This is a genomic window from Glycocaulis abyssi (genome assembly GCF_041429775.1).
Classification (GTDB): domain Bacteria; phylum Pseudomonadota; class Alphaproteobacteria; order Caulobacterales; family Maricaulaceae; genus Glycocaulis; species Glycocaulis abyssi.
On record NZ_CP163421.1, the window covers coordinates 261,226 to 276,527 of the forward strand.

The 15,302-nt window shown below is 64.7% G+C and carries 17 protein-coding genes; all 17 read left to right on the top strand.

Going from position 1 to position 15,302, the window contains the following annotated elements:
- Positions 1 to 305 precede the first annotated feature (305 nt).
- On the top strand, positions 306 to 1,748 hold the full coding sequence (locus AB6B38_RS01325) for a DegQ family serine endoprotease (protein ID WP_371393851.1): 1,443 nt from the start codon (positions 306 to 308) through the stop codon (positions 1,746 to 1,748).
- 33 nt (positions 1,749 to 1,781) lie between these two features.
- Complete coding sequence (locus AB6B38_RS01330) at positions 1,782 to 3,089, top strand: replication-associated recombination protein A (RefSeq protein WP_371393852.1); 1,308 nt, start codon at positions 1,782 to 1,784, stop codon at positions 3,087 to 3,089.
- A 95-nt stretch (positions 3,090 to 3,184) separates the two neighbouring features.
- The gene (locus tag AB6B38_RS01335) at positions 3,185 to 3,562 is read left to right on the top strand and encodes a TonB-dependent receptor (RefSeq protein WP_371393853.1); all 378 of its coding nucleotides are present in this window, start codon (positions 3,185 to 3,187) and stop codon (positions 3,560 to 3,562) included.
- Positions 3,563 to 3,642: 80 nt separating this feature from the next.
- Positions 3,643 to 4,797 carry a twin-arginine translocation pathway signal protein gene (locus AB6B38_RS01340; RefSeq protein WP_371393854.1) on the top strand — a complete coding sequence of 385 codons (1,155 nt, stop codon included), beginning with the start codon at positions 3,643 to 3,645 and terminating at the stop codon, positions 4,795 to 4,797.
- Positions 4,794 to 5,252: a MarR family winged helix-turn-helix transcriptional regulator gene (locus AB6B38_RS01345; RefSeq protein ID WP_371393855.1), complete on the top strand. Its 459-nt coding sequence runs from the start codon at positions 4,794 to 4,796 to the stop codon at positions 5,250 to 5,252. The genes AB6B38_RS01340 and AB6B38_RS01345 overlap by 4 nt, the downstream gene beginning before the upstream one ends.
- A gap of 54 nt (positions 5,253 to 5,306) precedes the next feature.
- On the top strand, positions 5,307 to 5,690 hold the full coding sequence (locus tag AB6B38_RS01350; RefSeq protein WP_371393856.1) for a CrcB family protein: 384 nt from the start codon (positions 5,307 to 5,309) through the stop codon (positions 5,688 to 5,690).
- Complete coding sequence (locus tag AB6B38_RS01355; RefSeq protein ID WP_371393857.1) at positions 5,687 to 6,670, top strand: pseudouridine synthase; 984 nt, start codon at positions 5,687 to 5,689, stop codon at positions 6,668 to 6,670. The genes AB6B38_RS01350 and AB6B38_RS01355 overlap by 4 nt, the downstream gene beginning before the upstream one ends.
- Positions 6,667 to 7,359 (top strand): HAD-IA family hydrolase, encoded by a 693-nt coding sequence (locus AB6B38_RS01360; RefSeq protein WP_371393858.1) that lies wholly within the window; start codon positions 6,667 to 6,669, stop codon positions 7,357 to 7,359. Before AB6B38_RS01355 ends, AB6B38_RS01360 begins: the two co-directional genes overlap by 4 nt.
- On the top strand, positions 7,356 to 8,096 hold the full coding sequence (locus tag AB6B38_RS01365) for an ATP12 family chaperone protein (RefSeq protein ID WP_371393859.1): 741 nt from the start codon (positions 7,356 to 7,358) through the stop codon (positions 8,094 to 8,096). Before AB6B38_RS01360 ends, AB6B38_RS01365 begins: the two co-directional genes overlap by 4 nt.
- Before the next feature lie 56 nt (positions 8,097 to 8,152).
- Entirely contained in the window at positions 8,153 to 8,599 is a 447-nt protein-coding gene (locus AB6B38_RS01370) for a pilus assembly protein N-terminal domain-containing protein (RefSeq protein ID WP_371393860.1), read from the top strand.
- A gap of 93 nt (positions 8,600 to 8,692) precedes the next feature.
- Complete coding sequence (locus AB6B38_RS01375) at positions 8,693 to 9,238, top strand: TadE/TadG family type IV pilus assembly protein (RefSeq protein WP_371393862.1); 546 nt, start codon at positions 8,693 to 8,695, stop codon at positions 9,236 to 9,238.
- A complete protein-coding gene (locus tag AB6B38_RS01380; RefSeq protein WP_371393864.1) occupies positions 9,235 to 10,026 on the top strand; it encodes a TadE/TadG family type IV pilus assembly protein in 792 nt (263 codons plus the stop codon). Before AB6B38_RS01375 ends, AB6B38_RS01380 begins: the two co-directional genes overlap by 4 nt.
- Before the next feature lie 58 nt (positions 10,027 to 10,084).
- The gene (locus tag AB6B38_RS01385; RefSeq protein ID WP_371393866.1) at positions 10,085 to 10,630 is read left to right on the top strand and encodes a prepilin peptidase; all 546 of its coding nucleotides are present in this window, start codon (positions 10,085 to 10,087) and stop codon (positions 10,628 to 10,630) included.
- Positions 10,631 to 10,762: 132 nt separating this feature from the next.
- Positions 10,763 to 11,563, top strand: coding sequence for a Flp pilus assembly protein CpaB (gene cpaB, locus AB6B38_RS01390; protein WP_371393868.1), 801 nt, complete (start codon positions 10,763 to 10,765; stop codon positions 11,561 to 11,563).
- Positions 11,563 to 13,035 (top strand): type II and III secretion system protein family protein, encoded by a 1,473-nt coding sequence (locus tag AB6B38_RS01395; protein WP_371393870.1) that lies wholly within the window; start codon positions 11,563 to 11,565, stop codon positions 13,033 to 13,035. Before cpaB ends, AB6B38_RS01395 begins: the two co-directional genes overlap by 1 nt.
- Before the next feature lie 4 nt (positions 13,036 to 13,039).
- Complete coding sequence (locus tag AB6B38_RS01400; protein WP_371393871.1) at positions 13,040 to 13,693, top strand: CpaD family pilus assembly lipoprotein; 654 nt, start codon at positions 13,040 to 13,042, stop codon at positions 13,691 to 13,693.
- A gap of 30 nt (positions 13,694 to 13,723) precedes the next feature.
- Positions 13,724 to 15,286 (top strand): CpaE family protein, encoded by a 1,563-nt coding sequence (locus AB6B38_RS01405; protein ID WP_371393872.1) that lies wholly within the window; start codon positions 13,724 to 13,726, stop codon positions 15,284 to 15,286.
- The last annotated feature ends 16 nt before the right edge of the window (positions 15,287 to 15,302 follow it).

The following is a 15,302-nucleotide window of genomic DNA, read 5'->3' on the forward strand; positions in this document are numbered from 1 at the left end:
CCCTGCGCCTCTACCGCATTTGAAAAGCCCCGGTGGAAACACCGGGGCTTTTTGTTTGCTGGGCCAGTATTCACCCCGCATTTTCCCGACGAAAGTCGGGATCCAGTTCTTGTGGATGTCTTGTCCCTCCAGGCATCATGCCGAGCCGTCGTATGATGATAATGCTGGGCACCGGCTTTCGCCGGTGAAACGCGGAACTGGTGCGGACAAGCCCCCCTTACCGCACTTGTAACCTTCAGCCTCTGTTCAGCCGCATTCGCACACCTTAAATCGGTCGGGAGAGAAGTGTGAGGGAGCACGCATCTATGAACTGGAAACTGCCAGCCATTTGTGTGGCGCTGATCGCCGGGTTTGGTCTTGCCGCCATCGCGGTCAATCCGGCCAATGGCCAGGAAGAGACACTGGCCGGGGCCGGCAGCACAGAGCGCACCCTGCCCCAGTCGCGCGGCGACATGCAGCTTTCCTTTGCGCCGGTCGTGCGCGAGGCAGCGCCAGCGGTAGTGAACGTGTATTCGCGCCGCGTGGTGGCTGATCGCAATCCGTTTGCCGGCGATCCCATGTTTGAGCGCTTCTTTGGCCGCCAGTCGCCGCGCCAGCGCGAGGTCCAGTCGCTGGGCTCCGGCGTGATCGTGGACGGGGCGGGCCTGATCGTTACCAACAACCATGTGGTGGCCGGGGCACAGGAGCTGCGCGTGGTTCTCTATGACCGGCGTGAGCTGGAAGCGGAAATCCTGCTGGCCGACGAGCGCACAGACCTTGCTGTGCTGCGTGTTGTCACCGACGAGCCGTTGCCTGTCCTGCCGTTCGATCTGTCCGGTTCGGCGGAAGTGGGTGATCTGGTGCTGGCCATTGGCAATCCGTTTGGCGTCGGTCAGACCGTGACGTCGGGGATCGTGTCCGCGCTTGCCCGCACCGATGTCGGCATTACCGACTATGCCTTTTTCATCCAGACCGATGCCGCCATCAATCCGGGTAATTCCGGCGGCGCGCTGGTCAATATGAATGGCGAGCTTCTGGGCATCAACACGGCAATATTCTCGCGCTCTGGCGGGTCGCAAGGCATCGGCTTTGCGATCCCCGCAGAGATGGTGCGCAGCGTTGTAAATGCCGCCACGCAAGGCGGCGAGCTGGTGCGCCCATGGCTCGGCGCGCGCCTGCAGCCGGTGACCAGCGATATTGCCCTGTCCATGGGCTTTGACCGGCCGCGCGGCGCGCTGGTGGCCGATATATTTCCGGGCGGGCCGGCAGACCGGGCGAGGCTGCGTCAGGGCGATGTGATCCTTTCGGTGGACGGCGCGGAGGTGAATAATGAGGCGGCGGTCCGCTTCCGCTTTGCCACACGCGCCATTGGCGATGAGGCCGTCTTGCGTGTGATGCGCAATGGAAGCGAGCGCGACCTTACCGTCACCGCCGCAGCGCCTCCCGGTGACCGCGAGGGCGAGCGCGTGGTGCTCACAGGCCGTAATCCCTTCCAGGGCGCAGAAGTGGTCGAACTCTCTCCGGCCTTCAATGAGGCCAACGGGATGGACCCGTTCACCGACGGGCTGGTCGTCACGCGCGTCCAGCGGCGCTCTGCGGCGGAGTTTTTCGGCTTCCGGCCGGGTGACCGCATTCTGGGCGTCAACGAGCGCGCCGTGCGCAGCGTGCGAGAGATCGAGCGTGAATTGGCGCGCCATGATGATGCGCGCGAATGGCCGGTGGAGATTGAACGGCGCGGCGAGCGTTTCGCACGTACATTGCGCCTCTAGCAGGCCGGGCGCTTAGGGGGCATGTTGCCCCCGATGAGCGATCTGTTTCAATCCGCCGGCCTTGAAAGCGACGCCCCGCGTCCGCTGGCCGACCGTCTGCGTCCGCAAAAGCTGGACGAGGTGGTGGGGCAGGATCATGTGCTGGGGCCGGACAGTCCGTTGGGGCGTATGCTCGCGCAGGGGCGGCTCTCCTCGATCATCCTCTGGGGTCCGCCGGGCGTCGGCAAGACAACCATTGCCCGCCTGCTGGCCGAGGCATCGGGACTGGAGTTCCACCCGCTCTCCGCGGTGTTCTCCGGTGTCGCCGACCTGAAAAAAGCCTTCGAGCAGGCGCGTGGCCGCCGCGCGGCAGGCAAAGGCACGCTGCTGTTCGTGGACGAGATACACCGCTTCAACCGCGCGCAGCAGGATGGCTTCCTGCCCGTAGTGGAGGAGGGGGTGGTCACGCTTGTCGGCGCGACGACCGAGAACCCCAGCTTTGAGCTAAATGCCGCGCTGCTCTCGCGCTGTCAGGTTCTGGTGCTCAAACGTCTCGATGAGGCCGCGCTGGAGCTGCTGCTGAAGCGGGCGGAAGCGGCAGAGGGCCATGAACTGCCCTTGTCGCCAGAGGCGCGCGAGGCGCTGATAGCGATGGCGGACGGGGATGGGCGCTACCTGCTGAACCTCGCCGAGGAAGTGCTGCGGCTGGAGCCTGAAGCGCCGTTGTCCACGCCGGAGCTGGGTAAGTTCCTGCAGCGCCGCGCGCCGGTCTACGACAAGGACCGCGAGGAGCACTACAATCTCATCTCCGCCCTGCACAAATCGGTGAGAGGCTCAGACCCCGATGCCGCGCTCTACTGGCTGGCGCGCATGCTGGGCGCGGGCGAGGATCCACTGTTTCTGGCCCGGCGCATCGTGCGCATGGCCAATGAGGATATCGGCCTCGCCGATCCGACCGCCATTCACGCCGCGCTGGCGGCCAAGGAAACGTATGAGTTCCTGGGCAGCCCGGAAGGCGAGCTGGCGCTGGCGCAGGCGGTGGTGCACCTCGCCTGCGCGCCCAAATCCAATGCCGTCTACGTGGCGTGGAAGGCCGCCCAGCGCCTTGCGGGAGAAACAGGTTCGCTGATGCCGCCCGCCCATATCCTCAACGCGCCAACCCGGCTGATGAAGGATCAGGGCTATGGCAAGGGCTATGAATACGATCACGATGCGCCGGGCGGCGTGTCGGGTCAGGACTACTTCCCGGACGCCATGAAAGACCGGCCACGTCTCTACGAGCCGAAGGATTCAGGGCGCGAAGCCGCCATTGCCGAGCGGCTGACGCGCTGGCGGACTTTAAGGGACACGAGGCGGGGGTAGCGGCCCAACTATATCGCAAAGGCGAAAGCCCTTGCGAACGCCCCTGTTTTTGTAATGAATCCTCCTGCTTTTCATTTCAAGGGGAGGACAGGGGAATGAAAGTCGAGAAACTCCATATCATTATTGGCCTTGTGTATGCCCTTGCGGGCATGGTGCTCGGCATGGTGATGGCCGAATCGGGCGATCACACCCAGCACGTAACCCACGCGCACGCCCTTCTGGTCGGATTTGTGGTGTCGGCGGTCTACGCCATTCTTTACCGGGTCTGGGGGGTGGCACAGGGGCTGCTGGCGCTGATCCAGTTCGCCCTGCACCATATCGGCGCCATCATCATGGTGATCGGGCTTTACATGCTCTATGGCGCGATCATGCCTGAAGAGCAGATCGGCCCGATCCTGGGCATTGCCAGCGCGCTGGTAACGGCCGGGATGGCTCTGATGCTGTGGTTTGTGATCCGCCACAAGGATTCCTGATTACGCGATAGCAGGAACCGGCTTGCCAATCGTTTAGCGTTGAACTAAAAAAGGTTCAACGCTAAACGAAAGGGCGGGCCATGACATCGCGCAGACAGGTATTACGGCTAATCGGGGGTTCAGCGGCGGCTCTGGCCGCTATCGGTGCAGGCGGGGCGGCCTTTGTGGCCACGCGCGAGCCAGTGGCGGCCCAGCGCCCGTGGTCCGATGCGGCACGGGGCGGATTTGGCGAGCCACGTCTTGATGCGCTGGCCTGGGCCATCCTCGCTCCCAATCCGCATAATCGCCAGCCTTGGCTGTTCGAGCTGGTGGGCGATGACACCATCATCGTCCATTGCGACCTGAACCGGCGCCTGCCGCAAACCGATCCGTTCGACCGGCAGATCGTCATCGGTTTTGGCTGCATGCTGGAGCTTCTGCGCATGGCAGCAGCAGAGCAGGGCCATCACGCGCATATCGAGCTTTTCCCGGAAGGAGAGCCGCCGCCGCGCCTTGACGGGCGTGCAATCGCCCATGTGCGTTTTGAGGCGGGCGGGCAGGCCGACCCGCTTTTTGCGCATGCAAGCACTCGCCGGTCCAATAAGGAGGTGTTTGACGCCAGCCGTCCGGTCAGTGCGCAGGTGTTGTCGGATCTGGCGGGCCATGCGGGGCCGCTTTTGCGGACCGGGCTGATCGCTGATCCGGCTGGTATTGCGGCGCTGCGCGCGCTGACATGGCGCGCCATGCAGACCGAGCTGACCACGGCCCGCGCCCACCATGAGAGCATCGAGCTGATGCGCATTGGCCGGGCCGAGATCGAGGCCAATCCCGATGGTATCGCGCTGTCCGGCGCGGCCATAGAGCTGATGAACCGGGCCGGCCTGGTCACCCGCGCCAGCCTGTCCGATCCACGCTCACCTGCTTTTCGTCAGACGCTCGCCCTTTATGAAAGCCTGACGCACTCGGCCATGGCCCATATCGCGCTGGTCTCACCGGGCAATAGCCGCGCAGAGCAGATCAGGGCAGGGCGTGACTGGCTGCGGCTGAACCTGGCCGCTACCGCGTCGGGGCTGGGCCTGCATCCGCTCAGCCAGGCTTTGCAGGAATTTCCCGAGATGGCGGCGCATTATGACGAGGCGCACGCGCGCCTTGCCCCTGACGGTGGCACCGTGCAAATGCTGGGACGGGTGGGATATGGCCCACAAACGGCGCCCACCCCACGCTGGCCGCTGGAAACAAGGATTGTGAGCGTTTGAGCAAGGATACCGGACAGGCAGGGCAAGCGATCTTCGCGGCGCTCAACGAGATTGCGATCATCGGCCAGTTGTCCGGCAATGCCTTCCTGAAAGTGATGCCCGACGGGCTGCAGCTTGCCCAGTTCGGCGTACTCAACCACATGGTCCGGCTGGGCGATGGCTGGACGCCAGTGCGGCTGGCGAGTGCCTTTCAGGTCACCAAGGGCGCGATGACCAATACGCTCCAGCGCCTCGAAGCGCGCGCGCTGGTGCGCATCGAACCAGACCCGGCTGATGGCCGCTCCAAGCGCGTGTTCATCACCGATGCGGGCAGGGCGATGCATCAGCGTTGCCTTGCTGCTTTAGGACCGGAGCTGGCAGCGCTGGAAGCCGCGCTTGGCGGTGAGCTCTTTACCCGCCTCCTGCCCGACCTGCAGGCGTTGCGCGTACATCTGGATGCAGCCCGGTCAGGCTGAGCGACCGAGTCCCGGTCTTGCGCAAAGCCGCCTGCGGGCCTAACCCTTCGCGCGATGAACCACCTGTTTCTCATTGCCGCCGGCGGGGCACTGGGCGCGCTGGCCCGGCATGGGCTGAACCAGGCGTCCCTGCGCTGGATCGGACCAGAGTTTCCGTGGGGCATTCTGGCCGTGAATGTGCTTGGCTCGTTCGCCATCGGCCTGCTGGTCGGCTGGCTGGCGCTGGCCGGACGTCCGGATGCCACCGAAATACGCTTTGCCGTTGGCATTGGCTTTCTGGGCGCCTTCACGACGATGAGCGCGTTTGCGCTGGACCTCGTTTTGATGATCGAAAGGCGCGAGTTTCTCACCGCGCTGATATATGGCGGAGGCACGGTGATGGTATCCGTGCTGGCGGTCTTCGCCGGTCTGTTCCTGATACGCGCGGTGATGGCATGAGCAAGGTTGAAATCCGCACCGTGGCCGCTGACGAGGCCGATATACGCCTCGACCGCTGGTTCAGGCGGCACTTCCCCCATGTCACGCATGGCGCGCTGGAAAAGCTCTTGCGCACGGGGCAGGTGCGCGTCGATGGCGGACGGGTGAAGGGTAATCACCGGCTGGAGCCGGGGCAGGAAGTGCGCATCCCGCCACTGCCAGCGCCGGGCGAGGCTGCGCCGCCCAAAACCATCAGTGCCGAGGACAAGGCGTTTGCCCGCTCGATGGTGCTCTATGAGGACGACACGCTGATCGCGCTGAACAAGCCACCGGGCTTGCCCGTGCAGGGCGGCTCGAAAGTGGTGCGCCATCTGGACGGACTGCTCGACGCGTTCGGCACCGGCGACAGGCGCCCGCGCCTCGTTCACAGGCTGGACAAGGATACATCCGGCGTCATCGTGGTGGCCAAGGGTGCGTCGAACGCCGCCTGGCTCGCCTCCCTGTTCAAGGGGCGCGATCTGGAAAAGACCTATTGGGCGATTGCGCTGGGCATCATGGTGCCGCGTGCGGGCGAGATTACCGGCTATATGAAGAAGACGGTCTCCAATCAGGGCGACCGGGAGCTGATGGTGGCTGCCCGCCATGGCGAGGAGGGCGCGCAGTACGCGCTTACCCGCTATGCCACGGCCGATGAGGCGGGCCGCCGCGCGAGCTGGGTTGTCCTGCGCCCGGAGACGGGCCGCACCCACCAGCTGCGCGTGCATCTGGCCGCTGCCGGTCACGCCATTCAGGGCGACGGAAAATATGTGTGTGACGTGCCGCCGCTGGGGGGGGTATCGCAAAAGCTGCACCTGCATGCCCGCAAGCTGGTCATCCCGCGTGAAGGCAAGAAGCCGCTGGTTCTCGAAGCGCCGCTGCCCAAGCACATGACCGACACGTTCGAGGCGCTCGGCTTTGATGCCGGCATGGATATGCGCGCGGTAGAGGCGCAGCTGGGATGAGCGGTCTCAAGCTCGCTGTGTTTGACGTTGATGGCACGCTCATCGACAGCCGGGAGATCATCCACCGGGCGATGGACCGCGCTTTCATGCGCGCCGGGCTTGGCGAGATGCCCTATGACCGGGTGCGCATGATTGTGGGCCTTGAGCTGTCTGAGGCGATTGCCCGGCTGGCGCCGGAGGATATCGGCCATGAGCGCCTGATGCTCCTGTGCAATTACTACAAGGAAGCCTTCGTCGAGCAGCGCGCCGACCCCGGTTTTGAGGAACCGCTCTATGCGGGCGCGCTGGAGACGCTGGTGCGCCTGAGCGATGAGGGCTGGCTGCTGGGCGTAGCCACCGGCAAGGCGCGCCGGGGGCTTGATATCGTGTTTGGCCATCATGGCCTGCACCGGTATTTCCAGACCCTGCAGACCGTCGATCACGGCGTTGGCAAGCCCAATCCGCGCATGGTGCTGGACGCGATGGCCGAGACGGGTGTGCGTCCGCATGAGACCGTTGTCATCGGTGATACCAGTTTTGACATGGCCATGGCCCGCTCGGCGGGCACGACTGCCCTTGGGGTAAGCTGGGGCTTTCATACTGCAGATGAAATTGCCTCTGGCGGTGCCCATGAGATTCACGACAGCTATGACACGCTCAATGGCGCATTGAGCCGGTTTATGCCGGGTGAGGGGATCGCATTACCATGAGCATGTCCAAGGCAAAGGCGGAAAACCGCCCCCTGCCCAAGCGCTTTTATTCCGAAGCCAGCGCGGCCCCTACCGATGCGGGATGGGCCGTATTTCTGGACGGACGGGCGGTGAAGACGCCTGAGCGCCATGTGCTGGCGGCGCCTTGCGAGGCGCTGGCCGTGGAGATGGCCGCGGAGTGGGATGCGCAAGCCAAGGAGGTCGACCCCTTCACCATGCCGCTGACACGTCTGGCCCACGTGGCCATCGACCGTATGGAGGCGGCGCGCGCAGCGGCGGCAGAGGAAATTGTCCGCTTTGCGGGTACCGACCTTCTCTCCCATCGCAGCGATGATCCCGAACTGGCCGCCCGTCAGGCGGCGGGATGGGACCCGCTGCTGGAATGGTCTGCAAAGGCGCTGGAAGCCCCGCTGAAGAGCGCGGCGACGGTGCTGGCGCTGGAGCAGCCGGAGACCTCTCTGGCCGCTCTGAGGGCCCGTGCGGGCGCGCTGGACAATTGGCGTCTGACGGCGCTGACCAGCGCGGTGCCGCTTCTGGGGTCTGCCGTGCTGGGGTTTGCGCTGCTTGAAGCCGAGATCGATGGCGGGCAGGCGTTCGCGCTCTCCAGGCTGGATGAGGACTATCAGGCCGAACGCTGGGGCGAGGATAGCGAGGCCGCCGAGGCAGCCGCCAACCGCAAGCGCGATCTTCTGGCGTGCGAACGCGTCTTCCGCCTGCTGGATGAGGCGGGCGTTTAGACTTCCTTCATCGCCCGCAACGATGCTTGGCGCAGATTTGCACCGGGATAATGGCCATGAAGCCTGTTCAGCTCTTTCTTGCGAGCCTTCTTGCACTGACCTGTGCGGCAGTCGCGCAGGCGCAGTCGCGCGGCTTTGAGGTGCCAGCCGACCATACGGCGCTCATTCGCCTGCCCGGCGATGCGGCCGCCATCATTATCGGCAATCCCAATATCGCCGATGCGACGCTCTATGATGCGCGCACCATCTTCGTGACAGGGCGTGTGTTCGGGCGCACCAACATGATCGCGCTCGATGATAATGGCCGCGTGCTTTACACCTCCGACCTGCTGGTCACCCAGTCGGGCCGGGGCAGCGTACAGGTTTTCCGCAATACCGAGCGTCATAGCTATGTGTGCGCGCCCGAATGTCAGGCCGTGCCGGTGATCGGCGATGCGTCGGACTGGTTCTCCGGGGTTTCCGGCCAGCAGGCCGACCGCACGTCGGCTGGCGGCGGCCGCTAGGTTTAGTCGTTCTTTAACCACGCTTTTTCACCGCGAATTAAGCGCGGTGCGCGATACTCCCCGTTGAACCACACTGCGGGGAGAAGCAAGGCCGTGTTCCTGAAAAGCCCGATCAAGCGCGCTGCCTCGCGCATGGCGAAGGACAAGAAGGGCGCGACGGCGGTCGAGTTCGCCCTTGTCGCCTTGCCGTTTCTGGCGTTGCTGGGTGCCATTCTTGAAACCGCCCTGGTGTTCTTCGCCGGCATGATGATGGAGCACGGGCTGTCCCAGTCCGCGCGTGAGATACGCACCGGGCAGCTTCAGCTGGCGGGCGGGTCGCCGGAGGCGTTTAGAAACTCGGTCTGCAGCCGGTCTGCGGGCCTGCTGCGTTGCAATCGTCTGCGCATTGATGTGCGCACGCTGGAAAGCTTTGGCGGTGCCACCGCCCTGCCGGTCGATGACGAGGGCATGGTGGATCTTGAAGCGGTGAGCTTCCTGCCGGGCAATCCGGGCGAGATCGTGCTGGTGCGTGCCTTTTATGACTGGCCCCTGATCGTGCCCAATCTTGGCCTTGGCCTCTCGAACATGCCCGGCAATCGCCGCCTTCTCACGGCCACGGCTGCGTTCCGCAACGAACCCTTCCAGGAGGCGGTGCAATGAGCGTCCTCAACCGGATCAGACGGTTCGGCTCGGACCGCAGGGGCGTGTCGGCGGTGGAGTTTGCCCTGCTGGCACCTTTGCTGATCGCGCTCTATGTCGGAGTGGTTCAGGCGACGCTTGTCCTGTCGGCTGACCGCAAGTTGACGGCGGCCTCCAGCACGATTGCCGATCTGGTGGCGCAAGCTGACAATGTGAATGATGCGGCGCTGACAGATGTGATCGCCGCGGCTCAGGCGATCATGGCACCCTACGCGCCGGGCAATCTGAGTGTGCGCGTTACCTCGATCAGTGCCGACAGCCTGGGTGTTCCGACACTGGAGTGGAGCCAGGGGCGCGGCCTCGATCCACGGCTGGGCGCTGACCTGCCGTCTCTGCCTGCGGGCATGCTGCTCCCCGATGGCGGCGTTGTCGTCGTGGAAACGGGTTATGCCTATCACACGCCCCTTACCGGCAGCAGCTTTGGCCAGTTCAATCTGAGCGAAACCGTCTATATGCGTCCGCGCCGCGTCGGGTTTGTCAGCGGTGAGTGGCAACATGATGAGCCGCAAGATCCGGGCAATGGTGGCGGGTCGGGTAGCGGATCTGAGAGTAGTCCCGGTACCGGCTCAGGCAGTTCGGAATCCGGTGATGGCGGTAGCGCTGGTGGCGAAACTGATCCCGGCAACGGAAACGGAAACGGTAACGGCAACGGCAACGGCAACGGTAATGGCAACGGCAACGGGAACGGGAACGGGAACGGAAATAGCTGCCGCTTTACCGGCATTCTCGCCGCCTTGCTCTGCCGTTAGCGCGCGTTAGCCTTCGCAGGCCGCCGCGTCCTGTGCACCCAATCTTAAGCCTGTTGTGGTGGGCTGGCCGTCTTGGGAAGCTGAAGATGTGCCGGGCGTGATGCTGATCTATTTTTGCGTGAGTGCTGCAATTCTGCTCACCCTTCTGGCGGCGCTGGAGGATGTGCGCCGCTTCACGATTTCCAACTGGATACCCGGCGCGCTGATTGCTCTCTGGCTGGTATATGCGCCGTTTTCGGGGCTCGGTTGGCAGGGCGCTGGCCTTAACCTGCTGACGGGGCTTGGGGTGCTGGCGCTGATGATGGCGCTGTGGATGCCGGGCTGGCTGGGTGGCGGCGATGCCAAGCTGATTGCCGCGCTCGCGCTCTGGTTCGGCTGGCCATCCGTTCTCACCTTCCTGCTTCTGGCGATGATCTGTGGCGGCCTTCTGGCGGCTATCCTGCTGCTCTTGCGCCGGTTTGCGCCCGCTTTGCCCATGTCTCCGGCCCGTCTTGCGGCCAGTCCGCTGGCCCAGGGTGCGCCTGTGCCCTATGGCGTGGCGATTGCGGGCGGCATGCTATGGACGCTTCCCCACTCGCCGCTAATGGCGGCGTTCGGCAGTTAACGCCTTGGTGACCCAACTGGCACATTCCCTGCGCGGGACACACAACACCTTCGATTATTAACGCGGCCTTGAGGTTTTGGCGGTGAGATCAGGCATAACTGCCTTTTCGCGCCGAGGGATCCGCGAGCTGCCATGAACGCCACCCGTATAGCCATTCTCGCCGCCGCCGGTCTGGCCGCAATCGTTGCGGCTTTCTTCGTGCGCAATGCCATGCAGCCGCAAGTGATCGAGCGCACAGTAGCAGAAGCCCCCGTGGCGGAAGCGCCTTCGGTCAGGGTGCTGGCGGCAAGGTCTGATCTGGCCATGGGCCAGCGCGTGGCACCGGGCGATCTCTACTGGCAGCCCTGGCCGGAAGAAGCGGTTTCGTCCAGCTACATCCGCGAATCAGCTGACCGGGACGCGGTGAACCGGCTGGCCGGATCGGTTGTGCGCGCTGCCATTGCGCGCGGTGAACCCATTACGGACCGCCGGCTGGTGGCGCCGGGCGCCAGCGGTTTCATGGCGGCGGTGATTTCGCCCGGCATGCGTGCCATCGCCGTGCCGACATCGGCGCGTGCGGGCGCTGGCGGGTTCATCCTGCCCAATGACCGGGTTGATCTGATCGTCACGACACAAGGCGAGCGCAACGCCTTCTCCGCACAGACCCTGCTGGAAAATGTACGCGTGCTGGCGATTGACCAGTCCTTCTCCGAAGACGGGTCGGGCGCAGTCGTTGGTTCCACGGCGACGCTGGAGGTGACGCCCCGGCAGGCGCAAATCGCCGCGCAGGCGATAGCGGGCGGCACGCTGACCCTGTCGCTGCGCAGCCTGGCGGATGCTGACGCGCCGTCGGCTGACACTGGCGAGATGGCTGATGGCGGTCAACGCGTCGTGCGCGTGTTCCGTTACGGGCGTGAAGAGCGTGTCGCGCTCAGTGCGCGGGGAGGGGAGTGATGGCGGCGAGACTTCTTGCCACGCTGGCGGCGCTTGCGCCGCTATTGCTGTGTGCGCCAGCCCATTCGCAAGGGGCAGGTATAGAGCGCAATAACACGATGCAGGTGACGATCCGCCAGCCCGGTGACGGGCCGGTATCGGAGCGCATCACCCTGCCGCTCGGCCAGGCCGCCGTGATCCACCTGCCCGTTGATGCTGCCGATGTCATGGTGGCAAGCCCGACGGTGGCCGATGCGGTTGTGCGCTCGCCCACGCGCGCCGTACTGCTGGGGCAGGGCGTGGGGCGCACCAATGTCTTTTTCTTTGACGCCGATGGCGCGCTGATCCTCGATCTGGCGGTGCGCGTCGAGCGCGATATGGACGGGCTGAGCGATGCGCTGCGGCGCTTCGTGCCTGATGGGCGCATCAGTGCTGAATCCATGAACGCCAATATCGTGCTGTCCGGCACTGTGCCCTCTGCCAGTGCTGCCGATACCGCGTTGCAGGTGGCGCGCCGCTGGGCGGATGACCCTGAACAGGTCATCAGCTTCCTGACCGTCGAAGGGCGCGATCAGGTGCTGCTGCGTGTGCGCATTGTGGAAATGCAGCGCACGCTGGTGCGCCAGCTCGGCATCAATCTGAGCGCCAATCTGAACACCGCCAGCCCGACGGTAAACCGCATCGAAACCGAGAACGCGTTCGGTCTGGCGGGCCGCGCGCTTGGCGGGCTGACCGCCCGGGCTGACCTTCTCAACGCGCTCGGTCCCAATACCCGGCTTGGCGCAACGTTTGCGGCGCTGGAGCGCGTTGGACTGGTACGTACGCTGGCCGAACCGAACCTCAGCGCGATTTCCGGCGAGTCTGCGAACTTTCTGGCGGGTGGCGAGTTCCCGGTGCCTGTCGGACGCGATCGCGATGGTAATATCACCATTGAATACAAGCCCTTCGGTGTCGGCCTTGGTTTTACGCCGGTCGTGCTGTCGGAGGGGCGCATTTCGCTGCGCATCTCCACAGAGGTGTCGGAGCTCTCCAATCAGGGTTCGATTACGCTGGGCGGCAGTGCGCAGACGGATGCGGATGGGAATGTCGTTGGCGGCGTCCCGGCGCTGACCATTCCGTCGCTGACCGTGAACCGCGCAGAAACGACGGTGGAGTTGCCCTCTGGCGGCAGCCTGGTCATTGCCGGCCTGATAAAGGAAGAGACCCGGCAGGCCATGGACGGCGTTCCGGGGGTGGAGCGTCTGCCGGTTCTGGGCGCGCTCTTCCGCTCGCGTGATTTCGCCAATAGCGAGACCGAGCTGGTGATTGTCGTCACGCCCTACCTTGTCGACCCGGCAAACCCGAACGCTCTGGCGTCTCCCGGTGACGGGTTCGAGCCTGCCTCGACAGCCTCTCACGTGTTTCTCGGCCGTCTGAACCGTGTCTATGCCGCGCCCGGCGCGCAGGTGGATGGGCAGGGCTGGAACGGCCCTGTCGGCTTCAGCGTGGAGTAGCGCCATGATGATAAGAGCTCTTTGTCTGTCGCTTGCCGCTGCCCTTTCGCTGGCTGCCTGCGCCACGGCTCCGCGCGACCTGCCGCGCGCCAGCGCGGTGCCGGAAACCGTGCGTGTCGAAATGCCTGTCGATCCGCGCGATAACGGCCTTACCTGGGCGCAGCTGGAACTGATCGAGGCGCTGGCGGGCGAGTACAAGGCGCGCGGTCACGGACCTTTCGTGATCTCCTATCCCCAGAATGCCGGCAATGCAGACGCGGCGCTGGGTGCCATCGCCGATGTGCGCAACGCGCTTTACGGACACGGGCTGGACTGGCGCCAGATTGGCGGCGGGGCCTATGAGGCAGGCGGTTACGCTCAGGCGCCCGTGGTCTTTTCCTTCACACGCTACCGCGCTGTAGCGCTGGAATGCGAGAACCGCTGGAGCGATGTTCGCAATGCGCGGCCGGGCGGCGGCTGGGGCGGCTTTGGCTGCGCCACCGAGCAGAATCTCGCCGCGATGGTCGCTGACCCGCGCGATCTCGTGACGCCGCGCACATTTGAGGATCCCGATGCGGCGCGCCGTCAGACGGTTCTCGACCGCTGGCGTCAGGGCCAGTCCACCACAAGCGAACGCAGCGCCAGCGAAAGCGGCACGGTCAGCCGCGCCGTTGAATAATCAGAACGCCCAGCCGGAAACAGACACACGATGACACAGCCCAGACCATACGAAGATGACGGGTTCGATGCCGGGGATGAATTCCTGGGCGACGATTTTTCCACGCCGTCAGACCCGTTTCTGGATGCCGCGACGGTTGAGGCGCGCCTGCGCGGCGAGGTCACGGATACAGATGCGGCCGACACGTTTGACGAGCCTGTTCAGCCCGCGCCCCAGCCAGGTCCGGCTGCAGGATTTGGTGCGAAGCTGGCTGCGGCCAACCGGGTAGCGCCGGATTTCGTCAGCGAGGCTGATCCCGCACCGGCGCCCAGCCAGCCGGAGGGGCGCGGCCATGAATTGTCGGCTGTTTCGCCCGGGCTTTATGGCGAGGTTGATGCCGATGCAGGCGATGTCATCCAGCCTGTCCCGCGCATCTCGATCGAGGCTTTCTGCGAGCGGCCCGAGACGGGCGCTCTCATCCACAATGCCGGCGCTGATCGTCGGCTGGCCCGCGCCCATGTCAATGTCGAGCTTGGCGGGCTGGCGGGCGCTATCGAGCGCTTCCATGACGAGTTGACGCCCAATCTGCTGATTATCGAGACCGGCATGCGCGGCGCGCAGCTTTTCGCCCAGCTGGACGAGCTGGCCTCGGTCTGTGACGGGGATACGCGCATCATCATCATCGGCGCGGCCAATGATATCGGGCTTTATCGCGAACTGATGCGCAGGGGTGTAAGCGAGTATCTCGTGCCGCCGATGACGCCGCTGCACCTGATCCGCACGATTTCCGGCCTGTTTGTTGATCCTGATGCCCCGTTTGCGGGCCGCTCCATCGCCTTTATCGGTGCCAAGGGCGGGGTGGGCTCTTCCACCATCGCCCACAATATCGCCTGGTGCATGGGCGAGCTGCAGCACATGGAAACCGTGCTGGTCGATCTCGATCTGAGTTTTGGCACTGCCGGTCTCGATTTCAATCAGGACCCCGCGCAGACGATCAGTCAGGCACTGGCGGACCCGGACCGGCTGGACGATGCGCTTCTCGATCGCTTGCTGGTCAAGTGCGGGGAGCGCCTCAGCCTGTTCTCGGCCCCGGCAACGCTGGAAAGCGACTGGGATTTCGGCCCTGAAGCGTTCGAGACGGTGCTGGAAAAGGTGCGCCGTCAGGCGCCCTTTGTGGCGCTGGACCTGCCGCACGCCTGGTCGCCCTGGGTACGCCGCACGCTGCTGTCGGCAGAGCAGGTGGTTGTCACGGTCACGCCGGATCTTGCCTGCCTGCGCAATGCCAAGAATCTGTTCGATCTGGTACGCCAGAACCGCCCCAATGACGAGCCGCCCAAGGTCATCGTCAACATGGCGGGATGCCCGAAAAAGCCGGACATCCCGCTTAAAGACTTCTCCGACGCGCTCGGCACGGCTCCCGCCCTGGTGCTGCCGTTCGAGCCGGCTCTGTTCGGGGCGGCGGCCAATAACGGCCAGATGATTGCCGAGGTCGATGCCAAGTCGAAAGCCGCTGACGGATTTGCCCATGTGGCAAGCCAGCTCACCGGGCGCAGCTCCGCGCCTGTCCGCCAGCAGCGCTCGGGTCTGAAATCCCTGTTCGGACGCAAAGGCTAGAGACGGCACGCAAGGC

Bases quoted from the DNA above. Each gene is read 5' to 3' on its own strand.
- AB6B38_RS01335 (WP_371393853.1), top strand. From the start codon at position 3,185: ATGAAAGTCGAGAAACTCCATATCATTATTGGCCTTGTGTATGCCCTT.
- AB6B38_RS01405 (WP_371393872.1), top strand. From the start codon at position 13,724: ATGACACAGCCCAGACCATACGAAGATGACGGGTTCGATGCCGGGGAT.
- AB6B38_RS01395 (WP_371393870.1), top strand. From the start codon at position 11,563: ATGGCGGCGAGACTTCTTGCCACGCTGGCGGCGCTTGCGCCGCTATTG.
- AB6B38_RS01365 (WP_371393859.1), top strand. From the start codon at position 7,356: ATGAGCATGTCCAAGGCAAAGGCGGAAAACCGCCCCCTGCCCAAGCGC.
- cpaB (WP_371393868.1), top strand. From the start codon at position 10,763: ATGAACGCCACCCGTATAGCCATTCTCGCCGCCGCCGGTCTGGCCGCA.
- AB6B38_RS01380 (WP_371393864.1), top strand. From the start codon at position 9,235: ATGAGCGTCCTCAACCGGATCAGACGGTTCGGCTCGGACCGCAGGGGC.
- AB6B38_RS01330 (WP_371393852.1), top strand. From the start codon at position 1,782: ATGAGCGATCTGTTTCAATCCGCCGGCCTTGAAAGCGACGCCCCGCGT.
- AB6B38_RS01340 (WP_371393854.1), top strand. From the start codon at position 3,643: ATGACATCGCGCAGACAGGTATTACGGCTAATCGGGGGTTCAGCGGCG.
- AB6B38_RS01350 (WP_371393856.1), top strand. From the start codon at position 5,307: ATGAACCACCTGTTTCTCATTGCCGCCGGCGGGGCACTGGGCGCGCTG.
- AB6B38_RS01360 (WP_371393858.1), top strand. From the start codon at position 6,667: ATGAGCGGTCTCAAGCTCGCTGTGTTTGACGTTGATGGCACGCTCATC.
- AB6B38_RS01355 (WP_371393857.1), top strand. From the start codon at position 5,687: ATGAGCAAGGTTGAAATCCGCACCGTGGCCGCTGACGAGGCCGATATA.
- AB6B38_RS01400 (WP_371393871.1), top strand. From the start codon at position 13,040: ATGATGATAAGAGCTCTTTGTCTGTCGCTTGCCGCTGCCCTTTCGCTG.
- AB6B38_RS01370 (WP_371393860.1), top strand. From the start codon at position 8,153: ATGAAGCCTGTTCAGCTCTTTCTTGCGAGCCTTCTTGCACTGACCTGT.
- AB6B38_RS01325 (WP_371393851.1), top strand. From the start codon at position 306: ATGAACTGGAAACTGCCAGCCATTTGTGTGGCGCTGATCGCCGGGTTT.